Here is a 22,623-nt window from a genome sequence, read left to right as displayed (position 1 = left end):
AATCCATCACGCCCGCTTCTTCGCCGGTGCCTTGGCCGCCAGCTTGGTCTTCACCGCCCGGCTCGCCTTCGCCTCGGGCTTTTCCAGCGACTTCTTGAGCGCCGCCATCAGGTCGACCACGTTCGCGCCGCGGCTTTCCTTGCCGTCATCCTTGTCCTCGATGATCTTCCTGCCCTTGGCCTTCTTCTTCCGCTCGATCAGGTCGTGCAGCGCATCGACATAGCGATCGTGGAACCCCTTGGGATCGAACTTGGCGACCTTCTTCTCGATCAGGCTCTCCGCCAGCCCGAGCAGCTCGGGATCGGGCGCGGCGTCGGGGATGTCGCGGAAATAGCCCTGGGCCTTGTTGACCTCGTCGGCATAGCGCAGCGTCTCCAGCACCATGCCGCGCCCGCACGGCTTCAGGCTCACCACATATTCCCGCCCGCGCATCGCCAGCTGGCCCAGCCCGACCTTGCGCGTCCTCTTGAGGGCCTCGCGCAGCACGATGAACGCTTCCTCGGCCAGGTCGTCCGCCGGCACCACGAAATAGGGCCGCTCGAAATAGAGCACGTCGATCTCGTCCATGTCGACGAACTGGGTGAGCTCGAGCGTCTTCTTCGATTCGAGCTTCACCGCGTCGATCTCATCCTGTTCGAGCAGGACATATTCGCCCTTCTCGACCTCATAGCCCTTGACGATCTCGTCCGGCTCGACCGGCCCCACGCCCGGCGCGACCTTCTCGTACTTGATGCGCTGGCCGCTAGGCTCGTGGATCTGGTGGAAGCTGATCTGCGCGCCCGATTTGGTCGCGGTGTAGATCTCGACCGGGATCGACACGAGCGCCAGCCGTATCTGTCCCTGCCAATAGGCGCGCGCCGCCATCTCGCTCTCCTCGTTGCGAAGCCGATTCAAAGCGCGAATCCGAGAGTCGTTCCACCATCCCGAAGGATAGGCTAGGGCGCACCCATGAGCACCGATCCGTTCGCCCTGTTCGACAGCTGGTACCGCGAAGCGCGCGAAACCGAACCCAACGACTCCAACGCGATGACGCTCGCCACGGTGAGTGTCGAAGGCCAGCCCTCCGCCCGGATGGTGCTGCTCAAGGGCCATGGCCCCGATGGCTTCGTCTTCTACACCAACCGCGAGAGCCGCAAGGCGCAGGACCTGCACGAAGGGGCGAAGGTCGCCCTGCTCTTCCACTGGAAGTCGCTCCGCCGCCAGATCCGCATCGAGGGCAGCGTCACCCTGGCCACCGACGCCGAGAGCGACGCCTATTTCGCGACGCGTGCCCGCGATTCGCAGCTCGGCGCCTGGGCATCGGACCAGTCCCGCCCGCTCGACAGCCGTGAGACCTTCGAGGCCCGCTTCGAGGAAGCGAAGGCCCACTTCGAGGGCCAGGACGTGCCCCGTCCGCCGCACTGGGGCGGCTACCGCGTCACCCCCGGCCGCATCGAGTTCTGGCAGGATCGCGCCCACCGGCTGCACGAGCGCCGGCTGTTCACCCGCACCGGCCAGGGCTGGAGCGAAGGCCTGCTGTACCCGTGATCAACCTCGCCCGGCGCGCCGCGCTCGCCAGCGTCTGCTCCGCGATCCTGCTCGGCCTGCTCAAGGCCTGGGCGGCCTGGACGACCGGATCGGTCGCGGTGCTCGCCAGCCTGGCCGATTCGGTCCTCGACCTGTTCGCCTCGCTGGTGACGCTTGGCGGCGTGCATTGGGCGTCGCAGCCGGCCGACGAGAATCACCGCTTCGGGCACGGCAAGGCCGAGGCGCTCGCGGCACTGTTCCAGGTCGTGGTGATCGCCGTTTCGGCGCTCGCCATCCTGGTCCGCGCGATCGAGCGGCTGCGCGGCGGCGACATCTCCGCCTCGCCCGAATCGGGCATCGCGGTGAGCATGATCGCGATCGTCGTGACGCTCGCGCTCACCCGCTACCAGGCACATGTCATCGCCAAGACCGGCTCGGTCGCGATCGGCGCCGACCGGATCCACTACACCTCGGACCTGATGCTCAACGCCGCGGTGATCGCCGCGCTCGCGCTCGATGCCTGGGGCCTGCGCGGTGCCGATCCGGTGTCCGGCATCGCCATCGCCTTCTGGCTCCTCTTCGGCGCGTGGCGCGCCAGCGAAGCGGCGATCGACCAGCTGATGGACAAGGAATGGCCCGAGGAGAAGCGCCGCGCATTCGTCGAGGTCGCCGCGCGCAATCCCGCGCTCAAGAGCCTGCACGACCTGCGCACGCGAAGCAGCGGCAACAATGACTTCGTCCAGTTCCACATCGCGATGAACCCGGCGATGACGATCCAGCAGGCACACGACGTGGTCGAGGCGCTGGAGAAGGAACTGGGTGACGCTTTTCCCGGCACCGAGATCCTGATCCATGTCGATCCCGACGGCCATGTCGACGAGCCGCAGAACCCGATGATCGAAGCCAATCTGCTGAAGGACCCCGAGTGAAGCTGCCATTCGCCCAGATCGACGCCTTTGCCGACCGTCCCTTCACCGGCAATCCGGCGGCGGTGATCCCGCTCGAAGCGTGGCTGGACGACGCGCTGCTCCAGCAGATCGCCGAGGAGAACAATCTCTCCGAAACCGCCTTCCTACTCCCGGATGCGAGCGGCGAGGCGGATTTCGAGCTGCGCTGGTTCACGCCCGCGGTCGAGGTCGCGCTGTGCGGCCATGCCACGCTGGCGAGCGGGCATTTCGTCCTCTCGGCCGACCCGGCGCGTGACCGCGTCACCTTCCGCACCCGCAAGGCCGGCATCCTCGAGGTGCGCCGCGACGGAGACGGCTATGCGATGGCATTGCCTTCCTATCCGCCAGAGCCCGCCGAAGTGCCCGGGCTGCTCGATGCGCTCGGCGTCGGCCTGGCCGAGACGCTGCGCCATCCGAACGGATACGACCTGACCGTGCTGGAAAGCGCCGAGGCGGTGCTGGCGCTACGCCCCGATTTCAAGGCGCTCGCCGCGATCGGCCACACGCTCAACATCGTCACCGCGCCGGGCCAGGGCACCGACGTGATCAGCCGCGTCTTCGCGCCCGCCGCCGGGATCGACGAGGATCCGGTCACCGGCTCGGCCCATTCGGTGCTGACGCCCTATTGGGCGAAGCGCCTCGGCCACGACACGTTCAGCGCCTTCCAGGCCTCGAAGCGCGGCGGCCACATCGCCTGCGGTCTCGCCGGCGACCGCGTGATTCTGGGCGGCAAGTGCGTGACGGTGATCGTCGGGGAGTTCGCGCTGTAATCGATTCTCCCTCTCCCCTTGTGGGAGAGGGAGGGAGCCGACTTTAGTCAGCGGAAGGGTGAGGGGGAGTGGGACTCAGTCCCCCTCATCCTTCCCACTCGCTGCGCGAGCGGGCCCCTTCCTTCTCCCACAAGGGGAGAAGGAGTTTAATCACTCCACCGCCTGATGCGCATAGCTGAGGATGCGCGCCGCCTGCCAGCCGTCCGGCGTCTTCTTCCACAGATGGACGAAATGCGCCTTGCCGACGAGCTTCTCGGGGCCGTCGCCCTTGCGCTCGTAGAAGACATGGTCGCCTTCCTCGATCGCGCCATAGCCGGGCACCGGATCGACGTGCAGCATCTCGGGCAGCAGGGCGCGGCGGCTGCGCCAGGCATCGGGCGCCTTTCGCCGCTCGCATTCCTTGGCATAGATGCCGACGAACCCCGCGCCGCTGGTCGCCACCACGCCGCCCTTGTCGTGGTACATCTCGAAATCGGGGGTCACCATCGCCGTCATGCGCGCCGGCTCGCAGCGCTCGAAGAAGGTCTCGAACAAGGCCGTGTCGGCGGCCTTCACTTCGGCGAGCAGGGCGGGATCGGGCGCGGACTGGAGCAGGGCAATCGAGAATGCGGCGGCCAGAAACATGAACGGCTCCCTATGTGTGTTACTTACACAATACACATAGGGAGCATCGACGCAATGCCGGGCCGCGTCACCCCGATCCGATCGGCACTGGCAATGTAGGATTTCGTCTGATCTATGCTGGTGGATGCAGCATCAGCCCGCTTCCTCCGATCCCCTTTGCACGCAGCCATGCCTCGCCGCGCATTGGCCCGGCGTACGAGGCGGGACTCCCGCGCGCGTGGATGTCGAGACTTTTGTGACTTTCCGCGCCGTTCGCGCCGGCGCGCCGGCACCAACCGGAAAGGGCGAAACCGGGGCGACGTGGCATGAACTTCGTAAACTTCCGCGCCGTGCCCGGCGCCCCGAATCAGGCCGGCAGCAGCTCCGCCCGCTCGGTCTCGGCGATCCAGCCGCCGCCCAGCACGCGCTCGCCGGCATAGAGCACCGCGGCCTGGCCCGGCGCCACGCCATATTCGGGCGTCTCGAACACCACCCGGTCGCCGTCCAGCCGCGCCGGCACCGGCTTGGCGAGGCTGCGCACCTTCGCGGTGATCGGGCCGGCATGATCGCCGCCCAGCCAGTTGATCCCCTCGATCCGCGCCGCGCGCACCGCGAGCGCGCGCTTGGGGCCGACCACGACCTGCTTGGTCTCGGGATCGAGCCGCAGGACATAATAGGGCTCGGGCGCGCCGCCGATCTCGAGCCCGCGGCGCTGGCCGACGGTGAAGTGGATCAGGCCGCGATGCTGGCCCAGCACCTTGCCCGATTCGTCGACGATCGCGCCCCTCGTCTCCGCCTCGGGGCGCAGCTTCTTGACCAGGCTGGCATAATCGCCGTCGGGGACGAAGCAGATGTCCTGGCTGTCGGGCTTGCCGGCGACGCCCAGTCCCAGCTCGGCGGCGAGTTCGCGCACCTGCGGCTTGGGCATGCCGCCCAGCGGGAAGCGCAGGAAATCGAGCTGCGCGCTGGTCGTGGCGAACAGGAAATAGCTCTGGTCGCGCGCCGGATCGTGCGCGCGGTGCAGCTCGGCGCCCTGCCGCCCCATCACCCGCTGCACATAATGGCCGGTCGCCAGGCAATCGGCGCCCAGGTCGCGGGCAAGCGCGAACAGGTCGGTGAATTTCGGCCCCATGTTGCACTTCACGCAGGGGATCGGCGTGCGGCCGGCCAGATATTCGTCGGCGAAATCGTCGATCACTTCGCTCTTGAAGCTGGAGGCATGGTCGAAGACGTAATGCGCGATGCCCAGCCTGTCGCAGACGGCGCGGGCGTCGCGGATGTCGCGGCCGGCGCAGCACGAGCCGGCGCGGCCCACCGCCTCGCCATGGTCGTAGAGCTGCAGCGTCACCCCGATCGTCTCGGCGCCGGTGGCGGCGGCGAGCGCGGCGACGACCGAGGAATCGACCCCGCCCGACATGGCGACGACGATGCGGCGCGCCTTGAGCGGCGCTTCGAGCTGGAAGTCTCCTGCGATCATGATCGCGCGCATTTAGGCACTCGTAGTTCCCCGCGCCACCCCGGTTTGATTCCGGTAATGCTGGTTAAGTTCGCGTTTTCACCTGCTTTACGGACCCTTCAAGACTTTTGGGTAGAAAGGCACATCCGAGTTCAACCTGTCGGATGGGTAAGAGAGCGTGGACCTGAGTTTTGCCAGACTGGAACGCGACGTGGCGATCACCGCCATGCCGACCGAGCTGGCGGTGCTGCTGGTCGGCGTGGCGGCACGCCAGGCAGCGAGTCCCACGGCGCGCGCGCAGGCGCGGCTGGCACTGGCCGCGCCGGTCGAGCAGCTGCTCGCGCCGGTGCACGGAGCGTTTCATCGCGCCGCGGCACTCGCTCTGGCCCGTCGACGGGAAGAATGAAGGGTCTGTTTACCGAGGCGTTTTAGTCGATGTTCAAGGTCCGCCGAATATCGATTGGTCGTTGAGTTTGCGTAGCGGGGGCCCCCCGCCCCGAAAGGCGAGTAGATGATTGAGAACCAGAAGATCCGTCCCGCGAAAGTGATTGGCCCGCTCGGTGAGCCGCTTACGCTCGAGACGCTTCCGCCGCCCGAGACGACCCGCTGGGTCGTGCGCCGCAAGGCCGAAGTGGTGGCCGCCGTCAATGGCGGGCTGCTCAGCGTCGACGAGGTGTGCGAGCGCTATGGCCTCACCGTCGAGGAATTCGCCGGCTGGCAGCGCGCGATCGACCGCTCGGGCATGCCGGGGCTGCGCGTCACGCGCATCCAGCACTATCGCTCGCTCTACGAGCGCCAGCAGAAGTTCTGAACTCCTCCCTCAAGGAGCAATATCGGCCCGTCCCCGGCACCCCGGGGCGGGCCGTTTTCTTTGGTGTCGTCGGGAAAAGTTCCCGTTTCCGTGCAAAATATCGGTACGGAACCAACATGACCGCCCGCTCATTTTCCTTCCGTCGCCCGGTCCGCGGGCCTGAAACAACGGAGGGACTTATGGTGAGTCTTATCGTTTGGCTGGTCATCGGCGGTGTCGTCGGCTGGCTCGCCAGCATTGTGATGCGCACCGATGCCCAGCAGGGCATCTTCCTGAACGTGATCGTCGGCATCGTCGGCGCCTTTATCGGCGGCTGGCTGTTCGGCGGTGGCAACATCAACAGCGGCGTGATCACCCCGACCACCTTCCTGGTGTCGCTGGTCGGCGCGATCATCCTGCTCGCCCTGGTCAATCTGGTCCGCCGCGGCTCGCTGCGCTGACCTGAACGACCCACGCAAAAGGGGCCGCCCCGCAAGGGACGGCCCCTTTTCATTGTGCGTGCCGCTTATTTGAGCAGGAAGCGGACGGTGATCGACACGTTGAGCTCCTGCTCGCCGGCCGAAACCATCGTATCGGCCTCAGGCGCCGCCGCAGCGCGCATCATCACCACCGGCATCGGCGGATGCGGCAGCGCGCCTCCCTCGGCGATCGCCAGGATGCGATCGACCTTGAGGCCGGCCGCCCGGGCATAGAGCTCGGCCCGCGCCCGCGCCTTCTTCACCGCATCCACCCGCGCCTCGTCGAGTGCGCCTTCGGGCTTGTCGACCGTCAGGTTGGGGCCGGAGATGTTGTTGGCGCCCTCGCGGACCAGGGTGTCGAGGATCGTGCCGCTCTTGGCCACGTCGCGGAAACGGACCGAGACCTGGTTCGACGCCTGGTAGCCGGTGATCACCGGCGGCTCGTTCTGGGCGTAGCGATATTGCGGCGAGAGGTTGATCGTCGCGGTCTGGATATCGCGCTCGGCAATCCCCGCCTTGCGCAACGCCGCCAGCACGCGCGTCATCTGCGCGGCGTTCTGCTGCATCGCCTCGGCGGCGGTGCCGGCCTGGGTCACGACCCCCGCCTGGATCACCGCCAGATCGGGCACCCGCGTGCTGACGCCGGTCGCGCTCACGTCCAGCACGGTGCCGTCGAGCAGCACCGGGCGCGCCTCCTGCTGCGCGGCGGCGGGCAGCGCCACCGTGGTCAGCAGAACGGCAGAGGCGGCAATGGCAACACGAATCATCGATACGCTCCTAGAATGACTTGTCCTGCGCACGGCTTGCCGCACGCAGGACAAATGCAAGCTGAACGGAATTCGCGAATTCAGATCCGGCGGGCCATCACCAGCCGATAGAGTGCCAGCAGCACCACCGAGCCGGCCGTGGCGGCGGCATAGGCCTGCCAGGTACTGTCGCGCACCTCGAGGCCGAGCATCGGCGTGAGATAGAAAGCGAGCAGCGCGCCGGCGATGCCGATCAGGATCGTCACGATGATGCCGCCGGGATCCTTGCCCGGCATGATCAGCTTACCCAGCGCACCGGCAACGAGGCCAATGAGCAGCCACCCAATAATACCGTGCGGCATTGAATCCCTCCTCGATTCGGCCCGTCTCCCCCGGACCGCGCGGGAAACTCGCGCCGGTGCGACTCTATTGCAACTGTTTCTTGTCGGAAACGGTTCGCGAACATTCCGGATACTTGCGGAAAATGGCCGAAACGGGCATTTGCCCGGCCCACGCGAAACGGCCTTGTGGCCGGTGCCTTATTCATCTAATACAGTGCGATCAACTTGGGGGCAGCGGCCATTTCGGCCGGATCGGAATGTCGCACATGAATTACGAGGCAGGGATGTTCGGACGACAGGAGCGGCTGGAGTATACGGGTGAAGACGCGCCGAAGTCGCGGCGTTGGCTTTGGATCACCCTGGTCGTGGTGGCCCTGATCGCCGTCGCCGCCTTCTTCATGGTCGGCAAGCAGGACGGTGGGGCGACCAAGGGCGCCGCCGCCGCCAAGTCCGCGGGCAAGGGCAATCCGTCGCAGATCCCGACCGTGACGGTCTCGGTCCCCGGCCGCCAGTCGGTCCAGACCGTGATCAGCGGCACCGGCAGCCTCGCCGCCAAGCGCGAGATGCCGGTCGGCGTGGTCGGCGAAGGCGGGCTTGTCACCCGCGTGCTGGTCGAGCCGGGCACCTGGGTCGCCAAGGGCCAGGTCCTCGCCACCGTCGATCGCTCGGTCCAGGTGCAGACCGCCGATTCGCTCGCCGCCTCGGTGCGCGTCGCCGAAGCCGATGCCAAGCTCGCCCAGGCCAATCTGGACCGTGCGCAGAGCCTCGTCTCGAACGGCTTCGTCTCCAAGGCCGATATCGACCGGCTGACCGCGGCCCGCGACCAGGCTTCGGCCCGTGTCCGCGTCGCCCGCGCCCAGCTCGCCGAAACCCAGGCACGCAACCACCGCCTCGACATCCGCGCGCCGGAAGCGGGCCTGGTGCTCACCCGCCAGGTCGAGCCGGGCCAGATCGTCAGCGGCGGCTCGGGCGTGCTGTTCCGCATGGCGATGGGCGGCCAGATGGAGCTGCGCGCGCAGCTCGCCGAAGCCGATCTGCTGCGCACCCGGCCCGGCTCGACCGCGCAGGTGACGCCGACCGGCAGCACCCAGGTGTTCAGCGGCACGGTGTGGCAGGTCTCGCCGGTGATCGATCCGAACACCCGCCAGGGCATCGCCCGCATCCAGCTCGCCTATAATCCGGCGCTGCGCCCCGGCGGCTTCGCCAGCGCGCAGATCATCACCGGTTCCAGCAATGCCGTGATCCTGCCCCAGTCGGCGATTCAGAGCGACGCGCAGGGCAATTACGTCTATACACTGGACGCCCAGGACAAGGCTGTCCGCACCCCCGTCGTCACGGGCGAGGTGACCGATGCGGGCGTCTCGATCGCGAGCGGCCTGACCGGCAGCGAGCGTGTCGTGATGACCGCCGGCGCCTTCCTGAACCCGGGGCAGAAGGTCATCCCCCAGCTCCTCAAGAAGCAGTAAGGGACGCGCGCCATGAGCTTCCGGAACATTTCGGCCTGGTCGATCCGGAATCCGATTCCGCCGATCGTCCTGTTCCTGTTCCTCACCGTGGCGGGGCTGGTCAGCTTCTCGCGGATGGACGTGAACAACAATCCGGACATCGATTTCCCGATCGTCTGGATCGCGATCAGCCAGCCGGGCGCGGCGCCCAGCGAACTTGAGACGCAGATCACCCAGCAGGTGGAAAGCGCCGTGCGCAGCCTGCAGGGCATCGACGAGATCAACTCGACGGTGACCGAGGGCCAGTCGCAGACCGTCGTCCAGCTGGCGATCGGCACCCCGATCGACCGCGCGGTGGAGGACGTGCGCAGCGCCGTCCAGCAGATCCGCGGCAACCTGCCCGACGGCATCCTCGAGCCGCAGATCGGCCGCGTCGATTCGGCCAGCGACAACGACATCGCCAGCTTCACCGCGATCGCGCCCGACATGACCGTCGAGCAGCTCAGCTGGTACATCGACAACACCGTCGCCAAGAGCCTGCTCTCGATCGAGGGCATGGCCGCGGTGAACCGCAATGGCGGCGTCAGCCGCGAGATCCGCGTCCAGCTCGATCCGGCCCGACTGCAATCCTATGGCCTCACCGCCAGCCAGGTGAACCAGCAGCTGCGTCAGGTGAACATGAACGCGGCCGGCGGCCGCGCCGAGATTTCCGGCTATGAGCAGTCGGTCCGCGTTCTCGGCAACGCCAAGGACGCCTATGCGCTGGGCCAGACCCAGATCTCGGTCGGCAATGGCCGTACCGTGCGCCTTGCCGACATGGCGACCGTGACCGACAGCTATGCCGAGCTGCGCAGCACCGCGCGCTTCAACGGCAACGCCGTGATCTCGTTCGACATCCAGCGTGCCAAGGGCGCGTCGGACGTCACGATCTTCCACGAAGCCGACAAGAAGCTGAAGCAGCTCGAGAAGAACAACGACAAGGTCCATTTCGAGCTGCTCTCGAACTGGAGCAAATACGCCGAGCAGCAATATGATTCGGCGATGGAAGCGATGATCGAGGGCGCGATCCTCGCCGTCATCGTGGTGTTCATCTTCCTGCGCGACTGGCGCGCGACGATCATCTCGGCGCTCGCCATTCCACTCTCGTCGATCCCGGCCTTCTGGTTCATGGACCTGCTGGGCTTCACGCTGAACCAGATGACGCTGCTCGCGCTCAGCCTGGTGGCCGGCGTGCTGGTCGATGACGCGATCGTGGAGATCGAGAACATCGTGCGCCACATGCGCATGGGCAAATCCGCCTATCAGGCGGCGATCGACGCGGCCGACGAGATCGGCATCGCGGTGCTCGCCACCACCATGTCGATCGTCGCGGTGTTCCTGCCGGTTGGCCTGATGCCGGGCATCTCCGGTCAGTTCTTCAAGAATTTCGGCCTCACCGTCGTCGCCTCGGTGCTGATGAGCCTTGCCGTGGCCCGTCTCGTCACGCCGATGATCGCGGCCTATTTCCTCAAGGCGCACGGCCACGCCTCGCATGGCGAGGGCCGGATCATGGACGCCTATGTGAAGCTGCTGCGCTGGACGCTGCACCATCGCTGGTCGGCCATTCTCGGCTTCTTCCTGTCGCTCGTGATCACGGTGGCGATGTTCTTCGTCCTGCCGATGACCTTCCAGCCGACCCAGGACGAGGATCAGGTGACCGCGACGGTCGAGATGGTGCCCGGCACCACGCTCGAACAGACCGACCGCGTCGTCCATCAGGTCGCCGAGCGGCTGAAGAACGAGCCGAACGTCGAGAGCCTCTACGAGCGTGCCGGCGTCGGCAACGGCCGCGTGCTGGTCAAGCTCAAGGACAAGCGCACCGAGACGAGCGACGAGTTCACCCGCCGCCTCGCGCCGGACCTGCTCAAGTTCGCCGATGCCCGCGTGGGCTTCCGTGCCCAGGGCGGCTGGGGCTCGAGCGGCCGTGCGCTGACGATCACGCTGGGCGGCGAGGATCCCGAGCTGCTCACCAAGACGGCGCTGACGCTGGTCGAGCAGATGTCGAAGCTTCCCGAGGTGGTGGCCCCGCGCATCGCCGGCGACCTCAACCGGCCGGAGATCGTGATCAAGCCGCGCCTCGACCTGGCCGCCAATCTCGGCGTGACCACCGCGGCGCTGTCGAACGCGATCCGCATCGCGACTTTGGGTGACATCGACCAGAACAGCGCGAAATTCTCGCTGTCCGATCGCCAGATCCCGATCCGCGTCGCGCTGCAGGAAGATGCCCGCGCCCGGCTCGACACGATCAAGAACCTGCCGGTGCAGACGCAGAATGGCGGTTCGGTCCAGCTCGGCACCGTGGCGGACATCGCCTTCGGCACCGGCCCGACCAAGATCGAGCGCCTGAACCTGCAGCGCCGCGTCGTGGTGGGTGCCGATCTCGCGACCGATCCCAAGACGGGCAAGGCCGTGGTGTCGGGCGTGGCGCTCCAGAAGATCCACGAGCTGCCGATCATGAAGAACCTGCCGATCGGCGTGGCGGAGATGACCGTCGGCAACGCCAAGTGGCAGGCGGAGATGGTCAAGAACTTCGTCATCGCGCTGATGTCGGGCGTGTTCCTGGTCTTCGCGGTGCTGGTGCTGCTCTATCGCCGCTTCATGTCGCCGCTGGTCAACATGGGCTCGCTGCTCAACGCGCCGCTGGGTGGCCTGCTCGCCCTGTGGATCGCCGGCCAGCCGATCTCGATGCCGGTGCTGATCGGCGCGCTGATGCTGTTCGGCATCGTCGCCAAGAACTCGATCCTGCTCGTCGACTTCGCGCTGGAGGAGATGGCCAAGGGCGTCGACAAGTTCACCGCGATCGTCGACGCCGGGCACAAGCGCGCGCAGCCGATCGTGATGACCACGGTGGCGATGGTCGCGGGCATGGTCCCGACCGCGCTCTCGATCAGCGGCGACAGCTCGTGGCGCGCGCCGATGGGCATCACCGTGATCGGCGGCCTGATCCTGTCGACCGTGCTGACGCTGGTGATGGTGCCCGCGCTGTTCAGCCTCGCCGTCGGCCTCGAGCAGTGGCTCGGACCGAAGCTGTCGCGCCGCCTGCTCACCTTCAAGCCGGGCGACGATGGCAGCCGCGTGATCGGCCAGGGCCATGGCGGCGGCACGATCGAACACAAGCCCGGGGACGATTCGCCGCAGCCCGCGGAGTGAACTTGATCCCGTCTGATGTATTGGGGAGTGCGTGACCATGTTGCGCACTCCCCTTTCTTCATCCGAGGCCGTCGCCCCCGGCCTCAGGCAGATGCGGCTGGTGGCGACCGGCCTGCTGGTGGCGATGGCCGCCCTCTTCCTGCTGGCACGCGCCTTCGACCCTCTCCACCCCGCGATCGGCTATGTCCGCGCCTTTGCCGAGGCGGCGATGGTCGGCGGCCTGGCCGACTGGTTCGCGGTGACCGCGCTGTTCCGCCACCCGCTCCACCTCCCGATCCCCCACACCGCGATCATCCCGCGCAACAAGGACCGGATCGCCTCCACCCTCGCCCAGTTCCTGCGCGACAATTTCCTCACCCCCAAGGTCGTCGCCCGCCGGATGCAGCGGCTCGACGTCGCCGGCGCCGCCGGCCGCTGGCTCGCCGATCCCGGCCCCGGGCGCGGCCGGCTGCGCGCGGGCCTCGGCCGGCTCGGCGCGGATGTGCTGGAGGCGCTCGACCAGGAGCGGCTGGGCGGCATGGTCAAGCACACCATCGCCGGACGCCTCCGCGCGCTCGAGATCGCCCCGCTGCTCGGCCGCGCGCTCGAGGCCGCGATCCAGGAGGACCGCCACCGCCCCCTGCTCGACGGCATCGTCCGCTGGGCGGCGAAGATACTCGACGCCAACGAGCATCTGATCCGCCAGATGGTGCACGAGCGCTCGGGCGCGGTGATGCGCTGGACCGGCCTGGACGAGACGCTGGCCAACAAGATCATCGAGGGCCTCGCCAAGCTGATCGGCGACATGGCCGAGGATCCCGGCCACCCGCTGCGCGCCAAGGCAGAGGAGGGCATCGCCCAGCTCGCCCGCGACCTGCAGACCGATCCCGCGCGCCGCGCGCAGGTCGAGGCGTTCAAGAACGAGCTGCTCGACAATCCGGCGCTGGCCGACTGGTGGATGGGCATCTGGGAGACCGGCCGCGCGTCCCTGCTCCGCGTCGCGCGGAGCCCCGACGCGCTGCTGACCGGCGCGTTCGGCGACGCGATGCGCCAGCTCGGGCAGACGCTGCAAACCGACCGCCGCCTCGCCCATATGATCAATCGCTTCGCCCGCCGCACCGCCGTGGGCGCGGCGACCGATTATGGCGACGGCATCGTCCGGCTGGTCTCGGACACGATCAAGGGCTGGGACGCGCAGACGATCACCGGCCGGCTGGAAAATGCGGTCGGCCGCGACCTGCAATATATCCGCATCAACGGCACCCTGGTCGGCGGGCTGGTCGGCGTCGCGATCCACACGGTGGACACGCTGCTCTGACGCCTCTCTAGACCGCCACCTCCCGCGCCAGCACGATCTCGCCCTGATCCTCGCCGTCCCAGTAATGCGCGCGGACCCCGTGCACCTTGATCAGCACCAGCCCCGGCGTGTCGACGCCCTGCTTGAACCACAGGCTCAGCCCCTTGGTCCAATGTTCCTCGAACGCCGCCTTGTCGCGGATCAGCTCGGCCATGCCTTCGACATGGACGAACACCGGCTTCATGCCGAGCAGCCCGGCCTTGGCCTGGAAGCCGAGCCCGACCTGCGCATTCGCCAGCAGGTCGGCGATCAGCCGCGTATCCTCACAGGCGAAGAACCAGTTGTCGCCGTCATAGTCGACGTCGCGGTTGTTGCTCATCGGGCGCGCCGCGATGGTGCCGCCCTCGCTATGCGTCGAGAGCATCGCGAAATCGACATCCTTCATCATTTCCGCCAGTTGTTTCAGCGTCTTGGCCATGATCCTCTCCGCATCTTGTCGTGCGGGGAAGAACGAACGCCGCGGCGATTATCTCCAGTCGAGGATCGGCCAGCCCTTTTCGGCGGCAAGCGCACGGAGCGGGCCGTGGGCATTGACCGCATAGCCTTCGTCCGCCCAGTCGAGCATCGGCGCGTCGGAGACATGGTCCGAATAGGCGCGGACATGCGCATCGCCCCGCGGAATCGCCTGCTCCGCCATCCAGCGCTCGATTCTGTGGAGCTTTACGGGCCCGTAACAGTTATCGCCTTCAATCAGGGAGAGAATCCGGCCTTGAGCATCGCGCCTAGCCTCTGTTGCGATCACGTCGACAATGCCCAGGCGACGGGCGATCGCGGCGGCATAATAACCGTGCGAGGCCGTCGCCATCACGATCCGGTAGCCGCCGGCGCGATCCGCCTCGATCTGCGCGCGCGCGCCGTGGAGCACGCCATGCGCCACCTCGTGCGCGGCGAAGCCTTCGGCGACCTTGGCCATCTCCTCGGGCGTCAGCGCCCCGCCGAGCAGCAGGCGCTGCGAGAATTGCTTGAGGCCGGCACGGTCGACCAGCTTGAGGAAATAGCCGATCCCGGCCACGCCCACCGCCGGGAACAGCGCCAGCCGCCACGGCGCGTGCGCCTTCGCAGCGGCGATCAGGAACCGCGTCCAGGTCGGCGCGGCGGTGATCGTCTTGTCCATGTCGTAGATTGCGAGACAGTGCATTGACGCATCTACGAGCGGGGACGCTTGCCGATCCAGTCCGAATCGCCGAAAGGTGCGCGCGATGAGCGCTTTGACCGATTTCGAACGGGTTGATTCCGGCAGCGGCGGCGCAGTCCTCCGCTTCACCGGCAATTTGTCGCTCGCCAGCCTGGGCGATCTGCCCGACCGGCTCGATACCGTCGATGGCGCGATCGCCAGCATCGACCTGTCGCAGGTCGAGCGGATCGACACGGTCGGCGCCTGGGTGGTCCACCGCTTCGCCCGGGAGAAGGACGCGAAGGTCGAGGGGCTCGAGCCCGCCAGCCAGCATCTGTTCGACCAGGTCGTCGCCGCCGAGCACCCGATCGCGCTGCCGCCCAAGCCGGAGAGCGCCTTCGTCCATCTGCTCGCCGAGATCGGCGACGCGGTGTTCACCGCGGCACACACGCTCTACGGCCTGCTCGGCTTCATGGGCGCCACGGTGATCGCCTTCTGGAACGTCGCCACGCATCCGCGCCGCTTCCGCTTCCATGCCACCGTCCACCGCTTCGAAGTGGTCGGCGTTTCGGCGCTGGGCATCATCGGCCTGATGAGCTTCCTGATCGGCGTGGTGATCGCCCAGCAGGGCGCGGTGCAGCTCCGCCAGTTCGGCGCGGAGGTCTACACGATCAACCTGGTCGGCCGCATCACCCTGCGCGAGCTCGGCGTGCTGATGACCGCGATCATGGTCGCCGGGCGTTCCGGTTCCGCTTTCGCCGCGCAGATCGGCACGATGAAGCTCACCGAGGAGATCGACGCGATGCGCACGATCGGCGTCTCGCCGATGGAGGCGCTGGTGGTGCCGCGCACCATCGCGGTGGTGACGATGCTGCCCCTGCTCGGCTTCTATTCGGCGCTGATCGCGATCATCGGCGGCGGCCTGCTCTGCTGGGTGCAGCTCGACATCCCGCCGATCACCTTCGTCCAGCGCATCCGCGAGGTCGTGCCGCTCAACGATCTGTGGGTCGGCCTGATCAAGGCGCCGGTGTTCGGCGCGATCATCGCCATCGCCGGCTGCTTCCAGGGCATGCAGGTGGAAGGCGACGCCGAGCAGGTCGGCCGGCGCACCACCACCGCGGTGGTCCAGGCGATCTTCCTGGTGATCGTGCTCGACGCCTTCTTCGCCGTGTTCTTCAGCCAGATCGGGTGGATATGACCGACACCCGCGACACCGAAGCGCAGGACGACCTCGTCATCCAGGTCCGCCACCTCCGGAACGGGTTCGGCGATCAGATCGTCCATGACGGGCTCGATCTCGACGTGCGCCGGGGCGAGATCCTCGGCGTGGTCGGCGGCTCGGGCACCGGCAAGTCGGTGCTGATGCGCTCGATCATCGGGCTGCAGACGCCGATCGAGGGCGAGATCGAAGTGTTCGGCGAGAACACGATCGGCCGCGAGGAAACCGAGGCGACGGCGATCCGCAAGCGCTGGGGCATCCTGTTCCAGGGCGGCGCGCTCTTCTCCACGCTCACCGTTTCGGAGAACGTCCAGGTCCCGCTCAAGGAATATTATCCGCTGCTCGACCAGGCGCTGCTCGACGAGATCGCCGCCTACAAGGTGGTGATGACCGGCCTGCCGCCCGAGGCCGCGCCCAAATATCCGTCCGAGCTGTCGGGCGGCATGAAGAAGCGCGCCGGCCTCGCCCGCGCGCTGGCGCTCGATCCGGAGCTGCTGTTCCTCGACGAGCCCACCGCCGGGCTCGATCCGATCGGCGCGGCGGCGTTCGACGAGCTCACCGCCTCGCTCCAGAAGACTTTGGGGCTCACCGTGTTCCTGATCACGCACGATCTCGACACGCTCTACGCCATCTGCGACCGCGTCGCGGTGCTGGCGGACAAGAAGGTCATCGCAGTGGGAACGATTCCCGAACTGCTCGCCTTGGATCACCCGTGGATCCAGGAATATTTCAACGGACCGCGCGGGCGCGCAGCGGTCGGCAGCGCCAAGGCACATGCCGAGGCTGAGGACAGGGGCTGATGGAAACTCGATCGAATCACGTGCTCGTCGGCGCCGTCGTGCTGATCCTGCTCGCGGTGCTGGCGCTGTTCATCGTCTGGCTCGCCCGCCTCTCGGGCGGCAATGAGCGCGAATACGACATCTTCTTCCGCCAGGCGGTCGACGGGCTCAATCCGGGTTCGGCCGTGGCATTCTCCGGCGTGCCATCGGGCCAGGTCAAGGCGATCGAGTTCTGGAAGCCCGATCCCCAGCTGGTCCGCGTCCGCATCACGGTGAAGGACGAAGTGCCGATCCTCGAGGGCACCACCGCGACGATCCAGAGCAGCTTCACCGGCCCCAGCACGGTGCAGCTCGAAGGCGCGGTGAAGGGCGCCCCGCCGATCAAGTGCCCGCGCGAGCATCCCGAGGCGGCCTGCCCGCTCGGCGTGCCGGTGATCCCCACCAAGCCCGGCGGCCTCGGCGCGATCTTCTCCTCGGCGCCGAAGCTGCTCGAGCGGCTGACCACGCTCACCGAACGGCTGACCGAGCTGATCAGCGACAAGAACCAGGCGTCGATCGCCGGCATCCTGGCGAACACCAATCGCCTGACCGACGCGCTCGCCGATCGCGGGCCGGAGATCGCCGCGACGCTGGCCGAGACGCGCAAGGCTATCCAGAAGTTCGGCGAGGCCACCGAGCAGATCGGCGAGCTGGCCAAGACGACCAACGGCGTCGTCGCCGAGGACGTCAAGCCGACCATCGCCAATCTCAACAAGACGATCGCCTCGGCGAAGAAGAGCATGGAAACGCTCGATGCGATGCTCGGCGATGCCCGCCCCGGCGTGCAGGCCTTCTCGAAGAAGACCGTGCCCGAGATCGGCCAGCTGATCCAGGATCTGCGCCAGATGGCCCAGTCGCTCTCCTCGGTCGCCGACAAGATCGATCAGGGTGGCGCGTCCAGCCTGGTCGGCAGCTCCAAGCTCCCTGACTACAAGCCCAAGAAGTGAGAGACGCGATGAAGAAGTTCGCCCCGCTCCTGCTGGCCGCACCGCTCGCCGCCATGCTCTCCGGCTGCATCTCGTTCGGGGGCAAGCCGCCCAAGACGCCGTTCCTCAGCCTGCAGGCCGCCGAGCAGATCAAGCCCGGCGACGTGCAGACCGCCGCTTCGGGCACCACCGTCACCGTGCTGTTCCCGACGGTGCCGCACGAGCTGGCGACGGTGCGCGTGCCGGTCCATCAGGGCGAGAATGCCGTCGCCTATGTGAAGGACGCGCAATGGGTGGAGGCGCCGCCGCGCCTGTTCGCCCGGCTGGTCGGCGACACCATCTCGGCGCGCACCGGCCGGCCGGTGCTCAGCTATCGCCAGTCCCAGATCGATCCGGGCGCCGTGCTCTCGGGCGAGCTGCGCCGCTTCGGCGTCGATGCCGACACCAACCAGGCGGTGGTCGTGTTCGATGCGCTGCTGGTCCAGGGCGACGACGCCACCAAGTTCCAGAAGCGCCGCTTCGAAGCCCGCGCGCCGCTGGCCGAAGTGAAGCCCGAGCTGGTCGCCGCCGCGCTCAACACCGCGGCCAACCAGGTCGCGGTGGAAGTCGCGGACTGGGTGGGGAAGTAAGGCAAGCCGTCACCCCCAAACCCGTCATCCCGCCCCCCAACCGTCATCCCGGCGAAAGCCGGGATCTCAGGCGAAGGCGCGATACGGCACGAGATCCCGGCTTTCGCCGGGATGACGATACCCGCCGTTACTGCGCCCGCCGCACCGCCGGCAGCGCGTTGCACACGTCCACCCCGCCCATCGGCACGGTGAAGAACGCCCCGTCGCGATTCTCGCGCGCCTTGATCCAGGCGGCGAAGCGCGGATTGTCGGTGGCGCGGTACTGGAAGTGCGGGCGCTCGTCCTCGGGCAGCTGGCTGGCGAGGCGCACCGACAGGATCGGCGTGGGCACCTGGTCCTTGGCATAGACGCCCAGCTGGGCGGTGCCGCGCGGCAGGCTGGAGAGCCACTGCATCCCCTCGACCACTCGGCCGACGATCGCGATGTTGCGGTCGAGCGGGCGCGGGGCGTGGCCGATCACCGTGTAGAGCTCGGCGCCGCTGCCTGTGGAGGGGGCAAGGTCGCGGGCGACGCCGACCATCGAATAGCAATGGGTGAGCGAGCTGACCGCGCCGTAATTGGCGAGCGGCCAGCCATCGGCGCTGAGGCCGGTCCTGGCGGCATAGCTGTCGGGCTTGGCGAAGGTGACGCTCTTCACGGCGTCGAAGCCGGGCCACTCATATTCCGCGGGCGGGTTCTCGATCACGCCGGGCGGGAGCGTCGTCTTGTCGTCGCCGCCGCCCCACTGGGTGACGTAATTGTCCTGGACGCGGTAGACGCTGGTGCCGTCCCACCAATGCGCCTCGGCGAGCTTGCGGATATTGGCGACGTGCGCGGGGGCGTAGCGCGGGGCGAGGCGGATATGGACCTGGTGGCCGCCCTGCAGCGTCATCACCAGGATCTCGTTGTCGGGGATCGCCTTCCAGTCTTCGGGAGCGGGGTCCGAGGGGACGGTCTGGGCGAGCGCGGCGAACGCGAGGAGCAGCTTGAGCATGGCTGCGGAGACTGCTGCTTGCCTAGCCCTTCGTCAACGTTTAGGGCACGCAACTTCCAGAGCATGCGGAGCGGTGGCCGAGTGGTCGAAGGCGCTCGCCTGGAAAGTGAGTATACGGCAAAACCGTATCGAGGGTTCGAATCCCTCCCGCTCCGCCACCCCTCTAAGGGCTCGCCACCCCCCTAAAAACCGCTAGAAAACCCCAGAAATCAGCGGTTTTCTCGTTCCGCTGCATTTCACTCAATCCGACACGATCTCACATCAAGTGTGGGGAAAAGTGTGGGAAAGAAAGAGGCGAGATGCCATGGGAAAGCTCACTGCCGTCAAAATTCGGTCGCTGACCGAACCCGGCCGATACTCGGACGGCGACGGCCTGTTCCTCGAGATCGATGGCAAAGGAGCCGCCAGCTGGATTCTACGCGTACAGAATAACGGCAAGCGACAGGATATCGGGCTGGGCTCGACAAAGTCCGTGTCGCTGAAGGACGCACGCGATGCAGCCTTCGCTACGCGGCAAAAGATCGCGCAAGGAATCAATCCCGTCGCTGAGCGAAAGCAGGAACGCCAGGCGATCCCGACATTCCGCGAGGCTGCCAAGCTGGTTCACGAAGAGCACGAAAAGGCGTGGAAGAACGGCAAGCATCAGAACCAGTGGATTGCGACCCTAACGACCTACGCCTTCCCCAAAATTGGCGACCTGACCGTCGATAAGATCGAGGGGCCAGCCATTCGGGACGTGCTAATCTCGATCTGGCTGTCCAAGCCGGAGACCGCGAGGCGGGTACGGCAACGTATTGGGACTGTTCTCGATTGGGCTTGCGCCAAAGGGTTTCGGGCCACCGAAGCGCCCATGCGGTCGGTCTCCAAAGGGTCGCCTCGTCAGCCCAAGAAGGACGGGCACTTCGCCGCGATGCCCTACGCGGACGTTCCGGCTTTCGTCGAAAAGCTTGGAGAACGTGAATCCGTAGGGCGGCTTGCGGTGGAAGCGCTCATTTTGACCGCTACGCGATCCGGAGAGATCGCGGTGCCACTTGGGCGGAGCTTGATCTGAAAGCCGCGCTGTGGACCATCCCCGCCGCCCGCATGAAGATGGGCAAAGTCCATATCGTGCCACTGTCACCGAAGGTCGTCGCCGTGTTCGAACGCGCCCAGCGGTATAGAGCCGGTGTCGGCGACCTCGTGTTTCCCGTTCAGGATGTGAAGAAACCCCTTTCCGACATGACCCTGCTCAAGATCCTGCGGGACATGGAGCTTATGGTGACCGTGCACGGATTCCGATCCGCTTTCCGGGATTGGGTGGCAGAGCAGACGGACTATTCGGGCGAAGTGGCAGAGGCAGCGCTCGCCCACACCGTGTCGAACAAGGTCGAAGCAGCCTACCGCCGGACCGACTTCCTCGACAAACGCCGTCTTCTCATGCGTGACTGGGCAACCTTCTGTAAGAAGGTACCCGCTCCATCGAAGGAGGAGCGGGTAGAGGAATCAAGCGTCGCGCTTCCGCCGCACTAGGTGGCAGCCGTTCGACTGCTGTTCGAACACCCAGCGTTGACCGGTGAAGCGCTCGATGATGTCGCGTGCGGTAAGCGCATGCTGGCTCGGCTTCACCGTAGTGAAGCTGCCACCGCCCGCCAGTGCGAAAGGCAGCAGAAGCTGATCCGCCAAGTAAGGCCCGGCGAATGCATCGGAAGCGAGAAACCCGGCCATGCGATGCGCCGCCGTCTTGGCAAGCGACTCCGCCGACAGGCCCAGCTTGCCGAAACCCGTGACGACCTCCGTCGCATGCTCGAACACCGCCTCGAGCAACAAGACGTTGCCCGGACCTTGCTCGTCCGGAAGCTGCCGTACGGCAAACGCGCCGTCCGGCCAATCCGGCAGCAACTTGCGCGCCGTCGCGATCTCACGCTCAGCGATGTTGGGCGCCAGCGCCGCGAACAATGCCGCACCCGAGACGGACAGGAGCGCGCCGCGATCGATGCAATCGATCGGCGCCAGCGTGCCAGGTACGATATCCACCTCTATCCGCCCTCCGCCGCGCGGATAGAAGCCGTGGCGGACCAGCCGCATCTCGATCTGGGCGCCCAAGCGACGCACCACCGGTACGAACGCCTTCGCCATGAAGTCGAACGGTGGCGCAAGCATGTTGTGCGTGCCGCCCTCGAGGACGAGCCGCGAGGGTCCGCCGGCCAGTAGCAGCGGCATCAGCAGCGTCTGGAAGACCAGCCCGGTGCTTCCCGCGGTACCCACCGCGAAGTGATATTCGCCGGGTGTGACGCGGCCAGGCGTAAAGGTGAAGTCGGACGCGCCGACCGCCACGCCCTCGCAGGTCGCGCTGCCGATCGCGCACGCGGCCTCGATCGCAGTGACGTGCTGACGCATCAGCCCCGGCTTCTCGCGCTTGCCGCGCGCATTGGTGATGCGGAAGGGTTGCCCGGTGACGAGCGACAGCGCGCAGCTGTTGCGCACCACCTGTCCGCCGCCTTCTCCCTCTGATCCGTCAATGATGATCATGTGTTTGTCAGTTCAAGAAAGAGTTGATCCGCGCGATCGACGAAGCGATCGCGCAGCTTGCGTGCCGGCAGCTCGCTCGCCAGATCGAGCTCGCCGCGGATCAGCGCATCGATCTCAGGCAGCCGGGCACCGTTCGCACGTTCGTTGGTGCGCGCCTTGGCCTCAACCAGCGCATTGATCTGCTCGACGAGCGCCGACGACAGGTCGCTGGCGGCAACCAGCGCCTGCAGGTTCATCGGCAGGCGCGATGCCGGGTTCAGCCGAATTGCACGGATCGCCAACGCCGGGCGCAGTGCGTAGAAATACTTCTTCACCGGCACTGCATCCCCATCATCGAGCCACCGATCCGCAGCCAGCTTGCCCGATCGCGCATAGTGATACGCAATCGCGCGCGGATTGAGCAGATCGTCCGCGAGGCTCCTCAACCGGTCGACAAAGGGATCGCCGGGCCGGTAGCGAATCGGCGATTCGATCCACTCGCTCACCACGGCATTCGACTTGAGCAGAAGGGTAAGGGCCTTGCGCACGTCCCAGCCATTCAGATCGATCTCGTCCTCGATGGGCGTCTCGATCACGTCGCGGCCAGGCGCGAGCGACAGATACCAGTCGCGTGGACGGACATAGAGGAAGCGAACGTCGTAATCGCTGTCGGGCGAGGGGAAGCCCCAGGCACGTGAACCGGATTCGATCGCGAGCAGCAGGCGCACGCCATTGTCCGCCTCGATCCGGTCGAGGCGGGTTTCGATCTCGCGCCGCACGGTGGGAGGGATGGTCTTGTCAGCCTGCGTCATCTTTCTTCTCATCAAACCTGCAGGTGCGCCGCACGCC

The 22,623-nt window shown here is 66.8% G+C and carries 25 protein-coding genes and 1 tRNA gene; 16 read left to right on the top strand and 10 right to left on the bottom strand.

Annotated features, from left to right (window positions below; genetic code table 11):
* Positions 1-6: 6 nt before the first annotated feature.
* A complete protein-coding gene (gene ku, locus GGR46_RS17690) occupies positions 7-864 on the bottom strand; it encodes a non-homologous end joining protein Ku (RefSeq protein ID WP_183999335.1) in 858 nt (285 codons plus the stop codon).
* Between the two features lie 84 nt (positions 865-948).
* Here ku and pdxH point away from each other — a divergent pair, with 84 nt between their 5' ends.
* From pdxH to GGR46_RS17675, 3 genes are read left to right on the top strand one after another with little or no spacing between them, the layout of a single operon-like run.
* On the top strand, positions 949-1,527 hold the full coding sequence (pdxH, locus tag GGR46_RS17685) for a pyridoxamine 5'-phosphate oxidase (protein ID WP_183999334.1): 579 nt from the start codon (positions 949-951) through the stop codon (positions 1,525-1,527).
* The gene (locus GGR46_RS17680; protein WP_183999333.1) at positions 1,524-2,435 is read left to right on the top strand and encodes a cation diffusion facilitator family transporter; all 912 of its coding nucleotides are present in this window, start codon (positions 1,524-1,526) and stop codon (positions 2,433-2,435) included. The genes pdxH and GGR46_RS17680 overlap by 4 nt, the downstream gene beginning before the upstream one ends.
* Positions 2,432-3,223 (top strand): PhzF family phenazine biosynthesis isomerase, encoded by a 792-nt coding sequence (locus GGR46_RS17675; protein ID WP_183999332.1) that lies wholly within the window; start codon positions 2,432-2,434, stop codon positions 3,221-3,223. The genes GGR46_RS17680 and GGR46_RS17675 overlap by 4 nt, the downstream gene beginning before the upstream one ends.
* Before the next feature lie 150 nt (positions 3,224-3,373).
* Here the strand turns inward: GGR46_RS17675 and GGR46_RS17670 are convergent, their stop codons facing one another.
* Together GGR46_RS17670 and mnmA are read right to left on the bottom strand one after the other, a co-directional pair.
* Positions 3,374-3,847, bottom strand: coding sequence for a nuclear transport factor 2 family protein (locus GGR46_RS17670; protein ID WP_183999331.1), 474 nt, complete (start codon positions 3,845-3,847; stop codon positions 3,374-3,376).
* Between the two features lie 346 nt (positions 3,848-4,193).
* On the bottom strand, positions 4,194-5,303 hold the full coding sequence (mnmA, locus tag GGR46_RS17665) for a tRNA 2-thiouridine(34) synthase MnmA (RefSeq protein ID WP_184000082.1): 1,110 nt from the start codon (positions 5,301-5,303) through the stop codon (positions 4,194-4,196).
* A gap of 157 nt (positions 5,304-5,460) precedes the next feature.
* Here mnmA and GGR46_RS17660 point away from each other — a divergent pair, with 157 nt between their 5' ends.
* From GGR46_RS17660 to GGR46_RS17650, 3 genes are all read left to right on the top strand, one after another.
* Entirely contained in the window at positions 5,461-5,688 is a 228-nt protein-coding gene (locus tag GGR46_RS17660; RefSeq protein WP_343058228.1) for a hypothetical protein, read from the top strand.
* A 105-nt stretch (positions 5,689-5,793) separates the two neighbouring features.
* Positions 5,794-6,093 carry a CtrA inhibitor SciP gene (gene sciP / locus GGR46_RS17655; protein ID WP_183999330.1) on the top strand — a complete coding sequence of 100 codons (300 nt, stop codon included), beginning with the start codon at positions 5,794-5,796 and terminating at the stop codon, positions 6,091-6,093.
* A gap of 182 nt (positions 6,094-6,275) precedes the next feature.
* Positions 6,276-6,533 carry a GlsB/YeaQ/YmgE family stress response membrane protein gene (locus GGR46_RS17650; protein WP_183999329.1) on the top strand — a complete coding sequence of 86 codons (258 nt, stop codon included), beginning with the start codon at positions 6,276-6,278 and terminating at the stop codon, positions 6,531-6,533.
* 65 nt (positions 6,534-6,598) lie between these two features.
* On the opposite strand, the gene GGR46_RS17645 is transcribed toward GGR46_RS17650, so the two are convergent.
* Positions 6,599-7,318: an SIMPL domain-containing protein gene (locus GGR46_RS17645; protein ID WP_183999328.1), complete on the bottom strand. Its 720-nt coding sequence runs from the start codon at positions 7,316-7,318 to the stop codon at positions 6,599-6,601.
* Between the two features lie 80 nt (positions 7,319-7,398).
* On the bottom strand, positions 7,399-7,659 hold the full coding sequence (locus GGR46_RS17640; RefSeq protein ID WP_183999327.1) for a GlsB/YeaQ/YmgE family stress response membrane protein: 261 nt from the start codon (positions 7,657-7,659) through the stop codon (positions 7,399-7,401).
* A 245-nt stretch (positions 7,660-7,904) separates the two neighbouring features.
* Here GGR46_RS17640 and GGR46_RS17635 point away from each other — a divergent pair, with 245 nt between their 5' ends.
* From GGR46_RS17635 to GGR46_RS17625, 3 genes are read left to right on the top strand one after another with little or no spacing between them, the layout of a single operon-like run.
* Positions 7,905-9,104 carry an efflux RND transporter periplasmic adaptor subunit gene (locus tag GGR46_RS17635; protein WP_184000080.1) on the top strand — a complete coding sequence of 400 codons (1,200 nt, stop codon included), beginning with the start codon at positions 7,905-7,907 and terminating at the stop codon, positions 9,102-9,104.
* A gap of 12 nt (positions 9,105-9,116) precedes the next feature.
* Positions 9,117-12,272: an efflux RND transporter permease subunit gene (locus GGR46_RS17630; RefSeq protein ID WP_183999326.1), complete on the top strand. Its 3,156-nt coding sequence runs from the start codon at positions 9,117-9,119 to the stop codon at positions 12,270-12,272.
* 37 nt (positions 12,273-12,309) lie between these two features.
* Complete coding sequence (locus tag GGR46_RS17625; RefSeq protein ID WP_246426205.1) at positions 12,310-13,569, top strand: DUF445 domain-containing protein; 1,260 nt, start codon at positions 12,310-12,312, stop codon at positions 13,567-13,569.
* Between the two features lie 7 nt (positions 13,570-13,576).
* On the opposite strand, the gene GGR46_RS17620 is transcribed toward GGR46_RS17625, so the two are convergent.
* Entirely contained in the window at positions 13,577-14,026 is a 450-nt protein-coding gene (locus GGR46_RS17620; RefSeq protein WP_183999325.1) for a pyridoxamine 5'-phosphate oxidase family protein, read from the bottom strand.
* A gap of 48 nt (positions 14,027-14,074) precedes the next feature.
* Positions 14,075-14,746: an HAD family hydrolase gene (locus GGR46_RS17615; protein ID WP_183999324.1), complete on the bottom strand. Its 672-nt coding sequence runs from the start codon at positions 14,744-14,746 to the stop codon at positions 14,075-14,077.
* Between the two features lie 61 nt (positions 14,747-14,807).
* Here GGR46_RS17615 and GGR46_RS17610 point away from each other — a divergent pair, with 61 nt between their 5' ends.
* Genes GGR46_RS17610 through GGR46_RS17595 form a run of 4 tightly spaced genes read left to right on the top strand, consistent with a single transcriptional unit; the run spans position 14,808 to position 18,314 of the window.
* Positions 14,808-15,920, top strand: a complete 1,113-nt coding sequence (locus tag GGR46_RS17610; protein ID WP_183999323.1) for an ABC transporter permease — start codon at positions 14,808-14,810, stop codon at positions 15,918-15,920.
* Entirely contained in the window at positions 15,917-16,741 is an 825-nt protein-coding gene (locus tag GGR46_RS17605) for an ABC transporter ATP-binding protein (RefSeq protein WP_183999322.1), read from the top strand. Before GGR46_RS17610 ends, GGR46_RS17605 begins: the two co-directional genes overlap by 4 nt.
* Entirely contained in the window at positions 16,741-17,706 is a 966-nt protein-coding gene (locus GGR46_RS17600; protein ID WP_183999321.1) for an MlaD family protein, read from the top strand. Before GGR46_RS17605 ends, GGR46_RS17600 begins: the two co-directional genes overlap by 1 nt.
* Before the next feature lie 8 nt (positions 17,707-17,714).
* On the top strand, positions 17,715-18,314 hold the full coding sequence (locus GGR46_RS17595) for an ABC-type transport auxiliary lipoprotein family protein (RefSeq protein ID WP_183999320.1): 600 nt from the start codon (positions 17,715-17,717) through the stop codon (positions 18,312-18,314).
* A 127-nt stretch (positions 18,315-18,441) separates the two neighbouring features.
* Here GGR46_RS17595 and GGR46_RS17590 read toward each other — a convergent pair whose 3' ends face one another.
* The gene (locus GGR46_RS17590; RefSeq protein WP_183999319.1) at positions 18,442-19,287 is read right to left on the bottom strand and encodes a peptidylprolyl isomerase; all 846 of its coding nucleotides are present in this window, start codon (positions 19,285-19,287) and stop codon (positions 18,442-18,444) included.
* Positions 19,288-19,354: 67 nt separating this feature from the next.
* On the opposite strand from GGR46_RS17590, the gene GGR46_RS17585 reads away from it, so the two are divergent.
* The 3 genes from GGR46_RS17585 to GGR46_RS25520 all read left to right on the top strand — a co-directional run bounded on the left by GGR46_RS17585 (position 19,355) and on the right by GGR46_RS25520 (position 20,796).
* Positions 19,355-19,445, top strand: a tRNA-Ser gene (locus GGR46_RS17585).
* Between the two features lie 146 nt (positions 19,446-19,591).
* Positions 19,592-20,338, top strand: a complete 747-nt coding sequence (locus GGR46_RS25525; protein ID WP_246426204.1) for a tyrosine-type recombinase/integrase — start codon at positions 19,592-19,594, stop codon at positions 20,336-20,338.
* Between the two features lie 32 nt (positions 20,339-20,370).
* Complete coding sequence (locus GGR46_RS25520) at positions 20,371-20,796, top strand: tyrosine-type recombinase/integrase (RefSeq protein WP_246426203.1); 426 nt, start codon at positions 20,371-20,373, stop codon at positions 20,794-20,796.
* Here GGR46_RS25520 and rtcA read toward each other — a convergent pair.
* Together rtcA and GGR46_RS17570 are read right to left on the bottom strand one after the other, a co-directional pair.
* Entirely contained in the window at positions 20,770-21,795 is a 1,026-nt protein-coding gene (rtcA, locus tag GGR46_RS17575; protein ID WP_183999318.1) for an RNA 3'-terminal phosphate cyclase, read from the bottom strand. The two genes, GGR46_RS25520 and rtcA, sit on opposite strands and share 27 nt — an antisense overlap.
* Positions 21,792-22,586, bottom strand: coding sequence for a nucleotidyltransferase domain-containing protein (locus tag GGR46_RS17570; RefSeq protein ID WP_183999317.1), 795 nt, complete (start codon positions 22,584-22,586; stop codon positions 21,792-21,794). The genes rtcA and GGR46_RS17570 overlap by 4 nt, the downstream gene beginning before the upstream one ends.
* Positions 22,587-22,623: the final 37 nt, after the last annotated feature.

The sequence above is a fragment of the Sphingomonas kyeonggiensis genome (assembly GCF_014196745.1).
Lineage (GTDB): Bacteria > Pseudomonadota > Alphaproteobacteria > Sphingomonadales > Sphingomonadaceae > Sphingomonas > Sphingomonas kyeonggiensis.
The sequence above is the reverse complement of the archived record's forward strand: the minus strand, read 5'-3'. Positions and strand labels throughout refer to the sequence as shown.